Genomic DNA, 13,731 nt, shown 5'->3' with positions numbered 1-13,731 from the left:
TTCCAGCAAAGCGTCGACTCCATCAGATCCGTTTCAGCCAAACATCCGGTCAAACGCCCGGACAAGCCGGCCGCGGGCCATTTTTTCACGAGCATCCGCCACCGGCCGGCAGGTGCCCGCTGCGGCCAGCAACGACTGTTCCACATGCAGACTCGCCGAATTCATGTCGGTCTCAACTTCAACGGTTACCCCCGGCGTCCAGAGCTGGCCCCGATCGTTCTGGTGCAATGACAGCAACGGCGTGGGCAGACTGAAGCGCTCAAGCAGCAGGGGCTCATCCCGCCGGTTGATCAGCGTCACCGGCGTGACGGCTCGCCAGGGGCGTTTCGGCACCGCCTCAAGCACAAGACGGGCAAAACTATGAGAGGTATAACAAAGCTCGCCCTCCATGGTATTTCTGCCCACCCAGGTCATCGAAGGCGACGCCAGGGGAATTTCCGTCAACACGGTTTGCTTGTCGCCGGCACAGACCTTCATCCAGACCAGCGTGCCCACGTAGATTGTGCAGCGGCCGCCGGCGGGAATCGTCAGGGGCTGGAAAGGACGAATCACGGTAGGCATGTTTGCGAGTGCCGGCAGGAATGTCACGGTCGACGACTGGTTTTCCCGAATGAAACGCTGCAGCGGCACAGAAGCCGAAGGCAGGGTGTGGCCGATATTTTCTGTCCAGCTAGCCGGATCCGTATCCAGTTCCAGCGTTTCTGAACGAATCTGCCATTCCTGGTCCAACAGAGTCACCCACAAACGAATATGACCCAGTTGATGATACTGGGTCTGGCCGGAAGCCAGTGAATAAGGCTGGGCCCAAACGCCGTCACGGCGACCTTCGCTGTTGTTCTCCATTCCTGCCACAGAACTCCTTGAGGATCGGCCGGCTGAATTGCTGTAAAAGTGTCCTAACTATAATCCAATCAGCCAGCCCGGGCGAATATCCAAGTTGGTGATTTTATTGATACACCGGGCTGTAATTACACTTACATCAATCCCTCAGACAACTATGGATTACGGATGACACAACTGGTCTGGTTCCGAAACGATCTCCGGGTTGCCGACAACCCCGCCCTCACAGCCGCCTGCGAAAGCAGCGAAGAGGTGCGAGCCTGTTTTATTCTCACCCCGGACCAATGGCAGGAACACGATTGGTCGCCGGCCCGGGTGCAATTCGTCGTCGCCCACGCCAACGCCCTGGCCGAAGAGCTGGCCAAACTGGGTATACCGCTGTCCTTTATTCAGGCAAAACGCTTCGACGACAGCCTTGGCAAACTCGAGAGCCACTGCGAAGAGCACGGGGTGACAGCGCTGCACTTCAACGAGGAGTACGGCGTTAACGAGCGCAAGCGCGACAAGGCATTGAAACACCGCTTTGATCAACTCGGCATTGCCGTTCGCAAATACCGCGACCAGACAGTTGCACCAGTAGGCGAGATCCTCACCCAACAGAATGACCCCTACTCCGTGTTCACACCGTTTTCGAGACGCTGGCGCAGCTGGATAGAAGAAACCCATCCGGGTCTTTTCCCAACGCCCAAAGCCAGGGGTAACGCCGTAAGCCCGGAACAGATTGACGCCATACCCGAAGCCTTTCGAGACGCACCCGAGCCCCTCGTTGCAACCGGTGAAGATGCCGCCCACGACCAGCTCGAGCGCTTCCTCGAAAAACGCGGCGGTGCGTACAAGGAAAAGCGTGACTTCCCCGCCATTGATGGCACCAGCCAGATATCCCCTTACCTCGCCAACGGTGTTCTCTCTGGCCGGCAATGCCTGATAGCCGGCCGACAGGCGCAGGGCGCCGGCGGCAACCAGGAAGGCCTGGGAACCTGGATCACCGAAATCGCCTGGCGGGATTTCTACATCAACATCCTGTACCACTTCCCCAGAGTGAGCATGCACCGCGCCTTCAAACCGGAAACCGAAACTCTTGAGTGGAATAACCCGGGCGACAGGTTCGAAGCCTGGAAAACCGGCAACACCGGCGTCCCCATCGTCGACGCCGCCATGCGCCAACTCAACCAGACCGGCTGGATGCACAACCGCCTGCGCATGATCACCGCCATGTACCTCACCAAAAATCTGTTCATCGACTGGCGCCTGGGCGAAGCCTACTTCATGTCAAAACTGATCGACGGCTTCCTGGCCTCCAACAACGGCGGCTGGCAATGGAGCGCCTCCACCGGCACCGACGCCGCCCCCTACTTCCGCGTGTTCAACCCGGTTACCCAGAGCGAGCGATTCGATCCCGATGGGGATTTCATTCGGGAATGGGTACCGGAGCTAGCGAAACTGGATAGCAAACGGATTCACGATCCGGGTGCAAAGGGTGGTGTTATTCCAAAGGGGTATCCGAGGCAGATCGTTGATCTTAAAGAAAGCAGGAAAGAAGCGATCGCAAAATTCCAGGAATTGAAGAATTAAACTGAACCGGAGTCGGAGAGCGGGCTGACTCGACAGTATGACGAGGGGCTGGAGACAGTCTTTCCAAAACTGTGCGGAGCCATGGATGGCGGAGCCCAAGCGTCACATGGACGTGCCGCAAGGAGCGTGTTTTGGAAAGATTGTCTGCAGCCCCGCTGCCCGAGGCGTGAAGTCAACTGGAACAAACCGGACAGGAAGGATCTCTGGCCAGCTTCATCTCCCGCCACTGCATCTCCCAGGCATCCAGAATCAGCAACCTCCCCACCAGAGGAGAGCCAACCCCGGAAATCACCTTGATGGCCTCCATGGCCTGAGTCGCCCCGATCATCCCGACCAGAGGCGCAATCACGCCCGCCTCGGAACAGGTCAGATCCTCATTGCCCTGCTCCGGATACAGACAGTGGTAGCAGGGGCTGTCCTCCCGCCGGCTGTCGTAAACCGAAACCTGCCCCTCGCCCCGAATGGCCGCACCGGACACCAGCGGAACTTTCGACGCCACACAGGCACGATTCAGCGCAAACCGGGTGTTGAAGTTATCCGTGCAATCCACCACCAGGGTTGCCTCAGTGACCGTCCGCGTCAGAGCCTCACCTTCGAGGCGCTGATTCAGGGCGATAACAGACACCAGCGGGTTGATCCGACGAATCCGATCGGCAAGGCTTTCCGCTTTGGATTCACCCAGCAGCGAGGTTTCGAAACCGATCTGGCGCTGAAGGTTGGCGAGCTCGATATTATCGTCATCCACCAGGGTCAGGGTCCCGACACCTGCGGCGCCCAGATACAGAGCCACAGGACACCCCAATCCGCCAGCACCGATCACCAGAACCCTGGCCGACTGCAGCTTTTCCTGGCCGGCAATATCGAACCGGGGCATCAGGATCTGCCGGCTGTAGCGCAATAATTCGTCGTCACTGAGCATCTGCATCTCCACTGTTAGGCACCCGAAGACCATTGTCCAAGTGTCATCCGATCCCGGTTGCCATAATCCTGCCGGGTCTCAACGGCTTTAAACCCGCGAGCGTGAAACAACTGTGCCACGGCCTCTGCCTGGTCGAAACCATGCTCAACCAGAAGCCAGCCGCCTTCAAACAGCCAGTCCGGCGCCTGGCTGATAATCAGCCGCAGATCATCCAGGCCATCGCTCCCGGATACCAGGGCCGAGGCAGGTTCGAATCGAACGTCCCCTTCCTCAAGATGGCGGTCGCTATCGGGGATATAGGGTGGATTGGAGACAATCAGATCAAACCTCTCTGGCTCCAGCCCCGAAAACCAGGAGCTCTGGACCACGGAAAGGTTCAGGCCAAGGGCAACGGCGTTTTCACGGGCCAGCGCCACTGCCTCGGGCACGGCATCACAGGCAGATATTCGCCAGCCCCCGTGCTCACTGGCGAGAGCCAGGGCAATGGCACCCGTCCCTGTTCCCAGATCCAGCACACTGGCTTGCCGTGGTAGCGGCAAAGCAAGAGCAACTTCCACCAGGCATTCAGTATCCGGTCTTGGAATCAGGGTGGAGGCACTGACTTTCAGCGGTAGTGACCAGAATTCCTGATGCCCCAACAAATGTGCCACAGGCCTGCCGGCCACCCGATCCTGCACCAGCCTCTCAAAGGCCTCGGCGTGAGTGTCGGTCACCTCACGTTCCGGCCAGGCCCGGAAACTGGTCCGGCTGAGCCCCGTAATGTGGCTCAGCAGCAGCTCGGCATCCAGCCTCGGCGAATCACTTTCAATTCGGCTGGATGCCTCCTTCAGAAGGGCTTCGCAGGTCAGTGAAGGTTTACTGGTCATCGGCGAGAGAGGCGAGCAGCTCGGCCTGGTGCTCCTGCTGCAGAGGCACGACGACGGCGTCCAGGTCACCGGCAATGACTTCGTCGAGCTTGTAAAGGGTGAGGTTGATCCGATGATCCGTCACCCGCCCCTGGGGAAAGTTGTACGTGCGGATCCGTTCGGACCGGTCGCCACTGCCCACCAGGCTCTTGCGAGTCTCGGCCATGGACTTTTGCTGCCGCTCGGTCTCGGCATTCTGAAGCCGAGAGGCCAGCAGGCTCAACGCCTTGGCGCGGTTCTTGTGCTGGGAACGCTCTTCCTGGCATTCCACCACGATGCCCGTTGGCAAATGCGTTATCCGGATCGCCGAATCGGTCTTGTTCACGTGCTGGCCGCCAGCACCTGACGCACGAAACGTGTCTACCCGCAGATCCGCCTTGTTGAGCTCGATGGCCTCGGCCTCATCGGCCTCGGGCATAACCGCCACGGTGCAGGCGGAGGTATGGATCCGGCCCTGGGATTCGGTTTCCGGAACACGCTGCACCCGGTGGGCACCAGACTCGAATTTCAGGGCACCATACACTCCGTCACCGGCCACGCGCGCAATCAGTTCCTTGAAGCCGCCGTGCTCGCCTTCGCTCTCGCTCAGAACCTCCACTTGCCAGCGCCGGCGCTCGGCATAGCGCAGATACATCCGGAACAGGTCGCCGGCAAAAATGGCAGCTTCGTCACCACCGGTGCCGGCGCGAATCTCCAGGAATACGTTCTTGCCGTCGTTCGGGTCTTTCGGCAGCATCAGGCGCTGGAGCTCTTCATCGAGCTCCTCGCTCTTCTGCTCGGCAAGTTGCAGCTCTTCCTCGGCCATTTCCCGCATATCGGCGTCGCCATCTTTCGCCAGCTCGCGCGCAGCCTCGATGTCATCCAGGGAGTGCTGCCAGGCCTGGAAACAATGAACAATGGGCTCAATCTCGGCGAACTCCCGGGAAAGGTCCCGGAACTTGTCCTGCTGGGAGATAATGGAGGAATCACTAAGCAATGCACTGACTTCCTCGAAGCGGTCAGAAAGCTGCTCGAGGCGGGATTGGATCGATGGCTTCATAGTTTTTCCGGGGTTGTCGTCGTGTCCGCGTCCAGTGCATCCAGCTGGTGCAACTCACGCAGCCACTCTGTCACCTCGGTGCGACCTTCTGTGGTGGCCTTGCGAACCTGCACAGAGGGCTCGTGCAGGAGTTTGTTGGTGAGGCCGCGTGCCATACTGCGTAGCACGGTTTCAGGATCTGTGCCATTGCGCAGGGCGCGCAGGGCTTTTTCGGTCTCCGCATCGCGCAGCACTTCGGCACGCTGACGGAACTGCTTGAGCGTGGACACCGCATCCAGCGCCCTTAGCTGGTTCAGAAAATCCTGAACCCCGGACGCCACCAGATTCTCGGCCTCCCGGGCCGCACCCTCACGAGAGCGGATATTTTCTTCGATAACCTGACGCAGGTCGTCCACCGTGTAGAGATACACGTCGTCCAGCGAGGCCACCTCCGGCTCGATATCCCGGGGCACGGCAATATCCACCATGAAATAGGGGCGGTGTTTGCGTTTCTTGAGGGCTCGCTCAACGGCACCTTTACCAAGGATCGGCAATGGGCTTGCCGTTGAAGAAATAATAATGTCGACATCGGCCAGATGTTCCGGGATCTCGGACAGCACAATGCCCTTGCCACCACGGGATTCTGCCAGTGCCTGTGCCCGCTCAAGGGTACGGTTGGCCACCAGGAAGTCTTTCACGCCGGCATCCGCAAGGTGCCGGGCCACCAGTTCGATGGTTTTGCCGGCACCGATCAACAGGGCCTTGTTGCGGGACATGTCGGCAAATATGTGGTGCGCCATGCTCACCGCGGCATAGGCAACAGAAACGGGATTTTCACCGATGGCAGTCTGCGTCCGCACTCGTTTGGCGACCGAGAAGGTATGTTCAAACAATCGGGACAGGAACGAGCCGCTGGCGCCGTGTTCCCTGGCCAGCGAATAGGCATCCTTCAATTGCCCGAGGATCTGTGGCTCGCCAAGCACCATGGAGTCCAGGCCGGCGGCCACTCGCATCATGTGCCTGACGGCATCGCCATCGCGGTGCACGTACAGCGCTTCTTCCAGTTCCGCGGCGTCCATTCCATGGAAGCCGGCCATCCAGCGAAGCACCATGGGGGCGCAGTCATCATCGCCGGCCAGGTACAGCTCGGTCCGGTTACAGGTCGACAGTATCGCCGCCTCGGTGGCGCCTGACGTCGCACGCAGCTCGGCGAACGCCTCCGCCATACGCTCGGGCGTAAACGCCACTCGCTCCCGTAGCTCTACGGGGGCCGTGCGATGATTGATTCCCAGCGTTACCAGTGCCATTTCGTGGTTGTACAACCTTTTGCCGATGAGCGGTTTAGAGACGCGCAATTACTGGACATTTTAACGGCCAGCGGCCTGAGCTGCCACCCAAAACCACCGCAGCTTCGGCAAGTGCGGACAGGTTGGGCAAGATCAGGTGCTTATGCCATTATAGGGATTCGGCTGAGGCCGCGACCCGATCTACCTCAATTCCGGGGCTGGAGCGTGGTTATTTCAGATGCGTTTTCGACAGATCATGGGAAGTTGCATGCACAAATCCGTACCATTTCTGTTTACCTGCCTGCTTGGCCTCACGCTGGCAGGCTGTGCCAGCCTCACCGGCACAGAGGAAGCGCCTGCCAAGAGCGAAACCGTCGCCGCCGGAGAAAAGACAGAACCACAACCGCCGGTTGAATACGCCGATTTTGAGCCCGAAACCCTCTATTTGCTTCTGTCTGCCGAAATTGCAGCCCAGCGCGGACGCTACGACATTACCCTGGTTAACTATCTGAAGGCTGCCAAACAGTCCCGAGACCAGGTGGTGATTGAGCGGGCGATGCGAATCGCCCAATCCCTGAACGGCGATAACGCCCAGAAACAGCTCGCCGAGCTGTGGCTGGACATCGACCCGGATAATCTCCAGGCCCACAGGATTTCTGCCATCCAGGCCGTAAAGGGAAACGACCTCCAGACTGCCATCCATCACATGGAACGGATCATGGATCAGGGCGGCGATGCTGACTTCGACAGCCTTGCCGCTATTGCGGCCAATCTGCCGCCAGAGCAACAGCAGGAATTGCTTGCCCTTTATAATGAGATGTCGGACCGCCACCCCGACACCCCGGAACTGGAATACAGCATTGCGCTCCTGTTGAAAGTAACCGGACAGCCACAGCAAGCCCTGGACAGACTCGAACCACTGCTGCAGGAAAACGCAAACTTCCAGCCGGCCATCATTCTCAAGGGCGACCTGCTCTACCAGACCGGTCAGAAAAGCAGCGCCCTGGATTACCTGCTGACCAACACCCGCCGCTTTCCGGGCAACCGACAAATGGGCACCCTTTACGGCCGCATGCTTATAAATGAAGGTGAATTACAGGCTGCCCAGGATGAATTCAATCGCCTCGTAAAGCGGTACCCGGACACGCCGGGCCTGCGACTCTCTCATGCACTGGTCGCTCTTGAAAATGGGCAGACCGACCTGGCCCGGCAAGAACTGACACAACTGGCCGAACAGGGCCACCATACCAGCGAAGCCAACTACTACCTGGGCCGCATTGAAGACCAGGCAAGCAATATCGAGCAGGCCATTGGCTATTACCAGAGCGTGGAACAGGGCAATTACTACTTCCCGGCCCTGGCCCGCGCCAGCTCTCTGCTGGCCGAGAATGGACAGCTTGAGGACGCCATTGACCGCATTCGCAGGCTGCGCGAAGCCAATCCCCGCCAGGCAGAGAACTTCTGGCTGCTGGAGGTGAACCTGCTGCTGGATCAGGAACAACAACAGCAGGCCCTGAGCACCGCCACGGAAGCCCTGGAAGAACATCCGGACAATATCGAGATCCGGTACGCCCGGGCCATGCTCTACGATGGCATCGGACAGCCTGCCGACGCCGAAGCCGACCTGAAGCGGATTATCGAACAGGAACCGGAAAACGCCGTTGCCCTGAATGCCCTGGGCTACATCCTGACCACTCGGACAGACAGACTCAGAGAAGCCCGCGGCTATATCGAGAAAGCGCTGCGGCTGGACCCGAACAATCCGGCCATTCTCGATAGCATGGGCTGGGTCCTGTTCCTCGAAGGCCAGCTCGAGCCGGCGCTAGAGTACCTCTCCCGTGCCTGGGCCGCCTTCCCCGATCCGGAAGTTGCCGCTCACTATGGTGAGGCGCTATGGATGAACGGAGCCGAAGAACAGGCCAGAATCATCTGGCAGGAAGGCCTCGAACAGGACAGCAATCACGAAGTGCTCAGAGAAACCATCGATCGGCTGACCAATGGTGGTGACACCGAATGAGACTGGCGCGAATTCTGGCCGCACTGACGATGCTTGCCACCCTCGGCGCCTGTACCACGATCCAGATCGATCCATTGCCGGAGGGCATGACAGACCAGCCTCCGGCTGACTGGACCACTCGCGCAGTCAGTCTCGACAAACTCGACCACTGGAAGCTGTCCGGGAAGCTGGCCGTACGCCAGCCATCCGACAGCGGAACCGCCATCATCAATCACTGGATTCAGGATGGCGAAGCCTACGATCTTGCCCTCTCCTCATCTTTCCTCGGTATGGGCAGCACGACACTCAAAGGGGTTCCCGGGTTTATCGAGTTAACCCTGCCGAACGGCGAAACCTACCGCTCGAGCGAACCGGAAGCGCTGGTCGAGGCGGCCACGGGCTGGCAGCTGCCACTGGAGAATCTGACCTGGTGGATTCGGGGCCTGCCATCCCCCGCCAGCGACTATCGCCTGCTGTTTGATAATCAGGGCACCCTGGCCATAATCCGCCAGAACGGCTGGGAAATCCGCTACGACCGCTGGCAGGCCTTCCTCTCCGCTTACCCTGCGCTGCCCGCCCGGATTACCGCCCTCAAGGACGACAAGCGGGTGCGCCTGGTGGTCAGCGACTGGCAGGAGCAGCCCGAGTGACACCCGACCTGATACTGCCCTCACCGGCCAAGCTGAACCTGTTCCTGCACATTGTCGGCCGCAGGGAAGACGGCTATCACGAGCTTCAGACCTTGTTCCAGTTCCTGGACTACGGCGACGAGCTGAGCTTCACCCTGACACCCGGCGAGCCGGGGGTGAGGCTCGCGGAGCCTGTTCCCGGTGTCGACGACGAGGACAACCTCATCATTCGCGCCGCCAGAGCACTCCTTGAGAGGGCTCAAGGCGACTTGCCCGGGGTCACCATCGGCATCACCAAACGGCTGCCCATGGGCGGCGGTCTGGGCGGCGGCAGCTCCAATGCTGCAACCACTCTGCTGGGCCTGAACCATCTCTGGCAGCTCGACTTGAGCACCGATGAGCTTGCCGGAATAGGCCTCGGCCTGGGCGCCGATGTGCCGGTGTTTGTCCGGGGCCATGCCGCCTTTGGTGAGGGAGTTGGTGAAACACTGACCAACGCAAATCCGCCGGAAGACTGGTTCGTTGTCCTCAAGCCCGGCTGCAACATAAACACTGGCAAGATTTTTTCCGAGCAAGGGTTGACAAGGAACACCCCGAGAATCAAAATAGCGCCCGCTTTTGAGGGAGACGCCTCGAGGTACCGAAACGACTGTGAGGATGTAGTTCGAAAACTGTATCCTGAGGTTAACCAGAGCCTGGAATGGCTTTCACAATTCGGACCTGCAAGATTAACCGGAACCGGGGCTTGCATATTTGGACGTTTCCCGACAGAATCCGCAGCCCGGATCATCTGGGAAAGCAAACCCTCCGGCGTCACGGGGTTCGTAGCTAAAGGGGTGAACAAATCACCTCTACACAAAAAGCTAACAGAGCTGAAATGATGCCAAAAAAGCACGATACTGGGGTGTCGCCAAGTGGTAAGGCAACGGGTTTTGATCCCGTCATGCGCAGGTTCGAATCCTGCCACCCCAGCCACCTTTCTCCCGCTTCTTCTGAATCAAACGCCGATACTGAGAAGGATGCCGTCGTGTCCAAACTGATGATCTTCGCTGGCAACGCCAACCCTGAACTGGCTCAAGCGATTGCCCGCAAACTCCACATTCCCATGGGTCAGGCCACTGTTGGCCGTTTCAGCGACGGGGAAACCACCGTCGAGATCAATGAGAATGTCCGCGGCCATGATGTGTTCATCATCCAGCCGACCTGCTACCCCACCAACGATAACCTGATGGAACTGATCGTGATGGCCGACGCACTTCGCCGTGCTTCCGCTACACGGGTCACCGCCGTTATCCCCTATTACGGATACGCGCGCCAGGATCGCCGGGTACGCTCTACCCGTGTTGCCATCAGCGCTAAGGTGGTCGCAGACATGATTTCCAGCATCGGCGTTGACCGGGTCCTGACCGTTGACCTGCACGCCGACCAGATCCAGGGCTTCTTCGATATCCCGGTGGACAACATCTACGCCACACCGGTCATGCTTGAAGACATCTTCAAACAGCGTTTCGAGAACTTTGTCGTGGTATCTCCGGACGTTGGCGGCGTGGTTCGCGCCCGTGCCGTGGCCAAGCGCCTGGACGACGCCGACCTTGCCATCATCGACAAGCGTCGCCCGAAAGCGAACGTTTCCCAGGTAATGCACATCATCGGTGATGTCAAAGACAAGACCTGTATCCTGGTAGACGACATCATTGATACCGCCGGCACGCTGTGCAAAGCGGCCAACGCCCTGAAAGAACACGGCGCGGCCCGCGTGGTTGCCTACATCACCCACCCGGTTCTCTCCGGCCCGGCCATTGATAACATCAATGCCTCACAGCTGGACGAACTTGTGGTCTGCGATACCATCCCGCTGGGTGACAAAGCGCATAATTGTGATAGAATCCGCGTCCTCGGAATGGCCGGGCTGCTTGCGGAGTCGATTCGCCGCGTGAGCAACGAAGAGTCCATCAGTGCCATGTTCGAGAATGCCTGAGTGACCTTTCGGTCGTAATATCAAGGTATTACAAGCAGTTACCGGGTCGGGAGCCTACACAGGCTCCCGACTCTTTTAGTCAGCCGGAAAAATCCGGCTTTTCAGAAACATCACCTGATCCTACGCCTGGTCGCGGGCAGCTCAGGTGACGATTGAGGTTATTACCATGTCTCAGGAATTTGTTATCGAAGCATTTCCTCGTGACGATCAGGGGAGAGGTGCGAGCCGCCGCCTGCGTCGTGAGGAACGGAAAATCCCGGCCATCATTTATGGTGGCAATAAGGATGCAACTCCGATTGCCATCTGGCACAACGAGCTGAAGAAAGCCCTGGAGAACGAAGCATTCTTCTCCCACGTTCTGACCGTTGAGCTGAACGGCAAGAAAGAAAGCGTAATCCTGAAGGATCTGCAGCGTCACCCGTACAAGCCGATCCTGACCCACGCTGACTTCCTGCGTGTTGACAAGGACCACGAGATCCACGTCAACGTACCGCTGCACTTCATCAACGAAGACACCGCACCGGCTATCAAGCTCCACGGCGGTGTAGCGAACCACCAGATCAACGAAGTTGAAGTGATCTGTCTGCCGCAGAACCTGCCCGAGTTCATCGAAGTGGACATGACCACTGTCGAGATGGACCAGGTAGTTCACCTGAGCGACCTGAAACTGCCGAAAGACGTCAAGATTGCCGCCCTGCTCCAGGGTGAAGATCACGACCTGCCTGTAGTGGCTATCCATAAGCCGCGTGGCGCCAAGGTTGATGACGAAGCCGAAGACGGCGAAGAAAGCGAAGAAGGCGGCGAAGACAAGGAGTAATCACTCCTTAACTGAGGAGGGCAACGGCGAATGGCGCAGGATATTGTCATGGTGGTTGGTCTGGGTAACCCCGGCGCTGACTACGAGAATACCCGCCACAACGCCGGCGCCCTCTTCGTGGAAGCTCTGGCTCGCACCGCGGGCCAGACGCTCCGCCCCGAAAAGAAGTACCACGGGCTCTATGCCCGCATTCAATGGCAGGGCCTGGACCTGCACCTCCTGAATCCGACCACTTTCATGAATCGCAGCGGCCTGGCCATCAAGGCGCTGGCAGACTTCTTCAAGATTCAGCCCCAACAGATTCTGATTGCCCACGACGAACTCGATCTGCCCCCGGGTACCGCAAAGCTCAAGAAAGGTGGCGGCCACGGCGGACACAACGGCCTGCGTGACGCTATCGCCCACCTGGGCACCAACGATTTCCAGAGACTGCGCATCGGTATCGGCCACCCCGGCGACAGCCGCAGGGTAACCGGGTACGTCCTCGGCCGCCTGGGCAAACAGGAAACCGAGGAACTGAACGCAGTGATCGACGAAATCATGCGGGTATTACCGGATGCAGCCAGCGGCAAACTCCCCGCCGCCATGAATCGCCTGCACAGTTTCAAACCGGTATAATCCGCTCAAATTTTTCCAGTACCAGCAGAGGCATTCCATGGGATTTAACTGCGGCATCGTCGGCCTTCCCAACGTCGGCAAATCTACCCTGTTCAACGCATTGACCAAATCCGGCATTGGCGCGGAAAACTTCCCGTTCTGCACCATCGAGCCCAACGCCGGTGTTGTCGCCATGCCGGACCCGCGCCTCAACAAGCTGGCGGAAATCGTAAAGCCGGAACGTGTCGTTCCGACCACCATGGAATTTGTCGACATCGCCGGCCTTGTGGCAGGCGCATCCAAGGGCGAGGGCCTGGGCAACCAGTTCCTGGCCAATATCCGCCAGACCGATGCCATCGCCCACGTGGTGCGCTGCTTTGAAGACGGCAATGTCATTCATGTCGCCAACAAGGTAGACCCGGCCTCCGACATCGAAGTCATCAACACCGAACTGGCCCTCGCCGATCTGGAAACCGTTGAAAAGGCCATCAAGCGGGTTCAACGCGTGGCCAAGAGCGGTGACAAGGAAGCCAAGGCCCAGCTGGAGATGTTCGAGAAACTGCTGCCCGTGCTGAACGAGGGCAAACCGGTGCGCAGCATGAACCTCGACAAGGATCAGATGGCCCTGATCCGGGAACTCTGCCTGCTGACCGTGAAGCCGACCATGTACATTGCCAACGTCAGCGAAGACGGGTTCGAGAACAACCCGCATCTGGATACGGTGCGCAAGATCGCCGAATCGGAAAATGCCGTGGTAGTACCCATCTGTAACAAGATAGAGGCCGAAATCTCCGAACTGGAAGACGATGAAAAATCCATGTTCCTGGAAGAGATGGGTATGGAAGAGCCAGGCCTGGATCGCGTCATTCGCGGCGGCTACGGCCTGCTGGGCCTGCAGACCTACTTTACCGCCGGGGTGAAGGAAGTCCGCGCCTGGACCGTCAAAATTGGTGCTACGGCGCCTCAGGCCGCTGGCGTGATCCACACCGACTTCGAACGCGGGTTCATCCGGGCAGAAGTGGTGAGCTACGACGATTTCGTTCAGTACAACGGCGAAGCCGGGGCCAAGGACGCCGGAAAATGGCGCCTGGAAGGCAAGGAATACATCGTGAAAGACGGCGACGTTATCCACTTCCGCTTCAACGTGTAATTTTTCAGGAAAAACTGGGGCCTA

At 58.9% G+C, this 13,731-nt stretch carries 13 protein-coding genes and 1 tRNA gene; 9 read left to right on the top strand and 5 right to left on the bottom strand.

Going from position 1 to position 13,731, the window contains the following annotated elements; translation table 11 throughout:
* Positions 1 to 33: 33 nt before the first annotated feature.
* Complete coding sequence (locus HP15_RS03595; RefSeq protein ID WP_014576232.1) at positions 34 to 843, bottom strand: hypothetical protein; 810 nt, start codon at positions 841 to 843, stop codon at positions 34 to 36.
* Between the two features lie 165 nt (positions 844 to 1,008).
* Between HP15_RS03595 and phrB the strand changes: the two genes are divergently transcribed.
* Positions 1,009 to 2,412 (top strand): deoxyribodipyrimidine photo-lyase, encoded by a 1,404-nt coding sequence (gene phrB / locus HP15_RS03590; RefSeq protein ID WP_014576231.1) that lies wholly within the window; start codon positions 1,009 to 1,011, stop codon positions 2,410 to 2,412.
* 172 nt (positions 2,413 to 2,584) lie between these two features.
* Here the strand turns inward: phrB and HP15_RS03585 are convergent, their stop codons facing one another.
* From HP15_RS03585 to hemA, 4 genes are read right to left on the bottom strand one after another with little or no spacing between them, the layout of a single operon-like run.
* The gene (locus HP15_RS03585; RefSeq protein WP_041644995.1) at positions 2,585 to 3,331 is read right to left on the bottom strand and encodes a molybdopterin-synthase adenylyltransferase MoeB; all 747 of its coding nucleotides are present in this window, start codon (positions 3,329 to 3,331) and stop codon (positions 2,585 to 2,587) included.
* 14 nt (positions 3,332 to 3,345) lie between these two features.
* Positions 3,346 to 4,197, bottom strand: a complete 852-nt coding sequence (prmC, locus tag HP15_RS03580) for a peptide chain release factor N(5)-glutamine methyltransferase (RefSeq protein WP_014576229.1) — start codon at positions 4,195 to 4,197, stop codon at positions 3,346 to 3,348.
* Positions 4,187 to 5,275, bottom strand: a complete 1,089-nt coding sequence (gene prfA, locus HP15_RS03575; RefSeq protein ID WP_008176342.1) for a peptide chain release factor 1 — start codon at positions 5,273 to 5,275, stop codon at positions 4,187 to 4,189. Before prfA ends, prmC begins: the two co-directional genes overlap by 11 nt.
* Entirely contained in the window at positions 5,272 to 6,561 is a 1,290-nt protein-coding gene (gene hemA / locus HP15_RS03570; RefSeq protein ID WP_008176344.1) for a glutamyl-tRNA reductase, read from the bottom strand. Before hemA ends, prfA begins: the two co-directional genes overlap by 4 nt.
* A gap of 247 nt (positions 6,562 to 6,808) precedes the next feature.
* Here hemA and HP15_RS03565 point away from each other — a divergent pair, with 247 nt between their 5' ends.
* The 8 genes from HP15_RS03565 to ychF all read left to right on the top strand — a co-directional run bounded on the left by HP15_RS03565 (position 6,809) and on the right by ychF (position 13,707).
* A complete protein-coding gene (locus HP15_RS03565; RefSeq protein ID WP_041646126.1) occupies positions 6,809 to 8,557 on the top strand; it encodes a tetratricopeptide repeat protein in 1,749 nt (582 codons plus the stop codon).
* Positions 8,554 to 9,186: a lipoprotein insertase outer membrane protein LolB gene (gene lolB / locus HP15_RS03560; RefSeq protein WP_014576226.1), complete on the top strand. Its 633-nt coding sequence runs from the start codon at positions 8,554 to 8,556 to the stop codon at positions 9,184 to 9,186. Before HP15_RS03565 ends, lolB begins: the two co-directional genes overlap by 4 nt.
* Positions 9,183 to 10,046, top strand: a complete 864-nt coding sequence (ispE, locus tag HP15_RS03555; RefSeq protein ID WP_014576225.1) for a 4-(cytidine 5'-diphospho)-2-C-methyl-D-erythritol kinase — start codon at positions 9,183 to 9,185, stop codon at positions 10,044 to 10,046. Before lolB ends, ispE begins: the two co-directional genes overlap by 4 nt.
* 19 nt (positions 10,047 to 10,065) lie before the next feature.
* Positions 10,066 to 10,140: transfer RNA gene (locus HP15_RS03550), tRNA-Gln, on the top strand.
* Between the two features lie 52 nt (positions 10,141 to 10,192).
* On the top strand, positions 10,193 to 11,143 hold the full coding sequence (locus HP15_RS03545) for a ribose-phosphate diphosphokinase (RefSeq protein WP_008176348.1): 951 nt from the start codon (positions 10,193 to 10,195) through the stop codon (positions 11,141 to 11,143).
* A 166-nt stretch (positions 11,144 to 11,309) separates the two neighbouring features.
* Positions 11,310 to 11,960: a 50S ribosomal protein L25/general stress protein Ctc gene (locus HP15_RS03540; RefSeq protein WP_041644993.1), complete on the top strand. Its 651-nt coding sequence runs from the start codon at positions 11,310 to 11,312 to the stop codon at positions 11,958 to 11,960.
* Positions 11,961 to 11,990: 30 nt separating this feature from the next.
* The gene (gene pth, locus HP15_RS03535; RefSeq protein ID WP_014576222.1) at positions 11,991 to 12,578 is read left to right on the top strand and encodes an aminoacyl-tRNA hydrolase; all 588 of its coding nucleotides are present in this window, start codon (positions 11,991 to 11,993) and stop codon (positions 12,576 to 12,578) included.
* Positions 12,579 to 12,615: 37 nt separating this feature from the next.
* A complete protein-coding gene (gene ychF / locus HP15_RS03530; RefSeq protein WP_014576221.1) occupies positions 12,616 to 13,707 on the top strand; it encodes a redox-regulated ATPase YchF in 1,092 nt (363 codons plus the stop codon).
* Positions 13,708 to 13,731: the final 24 nt, after the last annotated feature.

The sequence above is a fragment of the Marinobacter adhaerens HP15 genome (assembly GCF_000166295.1).
Lineage (GTDB): Bacteria > Pseudomonadota > Gammaproteobacteria > Pseudomonadales > Oleiphilaceae > Marinobacter > Marinobacter adhaerens.
This window is presented reverse-complemented; position numbering and strand designations above follow the sequence as displayed.

Bases quoted from the DNA above. Each gene is read 5' to 3' on its own strand.
- HP15_RS03595 (WP_014576232.1), bottom strand. From the start codon at position 843: ATGGAGAACAACAGCGAAGGTCGCCGTGACGGCGTTTGGGCCCAGCCT.
- phrB (WP_014576231.1), top strand. From the start codon at position 1,009: ATGACACAACTGGTCTGGTTCCGAAACGATCTCCGGGTTGCCGACAAC.
- HP15_RS03585 (WP_041644995.1), bottom strand. From the start codon at position 3,331: ATGCTCAGTGACGACGAATTATTGCGCTACAGCCGGCAGATCCTGATG.
- prmC (WP_014576229.1), bottom strand. From the start codon at position 4,197: ATGACCAGTAAACCTTCACTGACCTGCGAAGCCCTTCTGAAGGAGGCA.
- prfA (WP_008176342.1), bottom strand. From the start codon at position 5,275: ATGAAGCCATCGATCCAATCCCGCCTCGAGCAGCTTTCTGACCGCTTC.
- hemA (WP_008176344.1), bottom strand. From the start codon at position 6,561: ATGGCACTGGTAACGCTGGGAATCAATCATCGCACGGCCCCCGTAGAG.
- HP15_RS03565 (WP_041646126.1), top strand. From the start codon at position 6,809: ATGCACAAATCCGTACCATTTCTGTTTACCTGCCTGCTTGGCCTCACG.
- lolB (WP_014576226.1), top strand. From the start codon at position 8,554: ATGAGACTGGCGCGAATTCTGGCCGCACTGACGATGCTTGCCACCCTC.
- HP15_RS03540 (WP_041644993.1), top strand. From the start codon at position 11,310: ATGTCTCAGGAATTTGTTATCGAAGCATTTCCTCGTGACGATCAGGGG.
- pth (WP_014576222.1), top strand. From the start codon at position 11,991: ATGGCGCAGGATATTGTCATGGTGGTTGGTCTGGGTAACCCCGGCGCT.
- ychF (WP_014576221.1), top strand. From the start codon at position 12,616: ATGGGATTTAACTGCGGCATCGTCGGCCTTCCCAACGTCGGCAAATCT.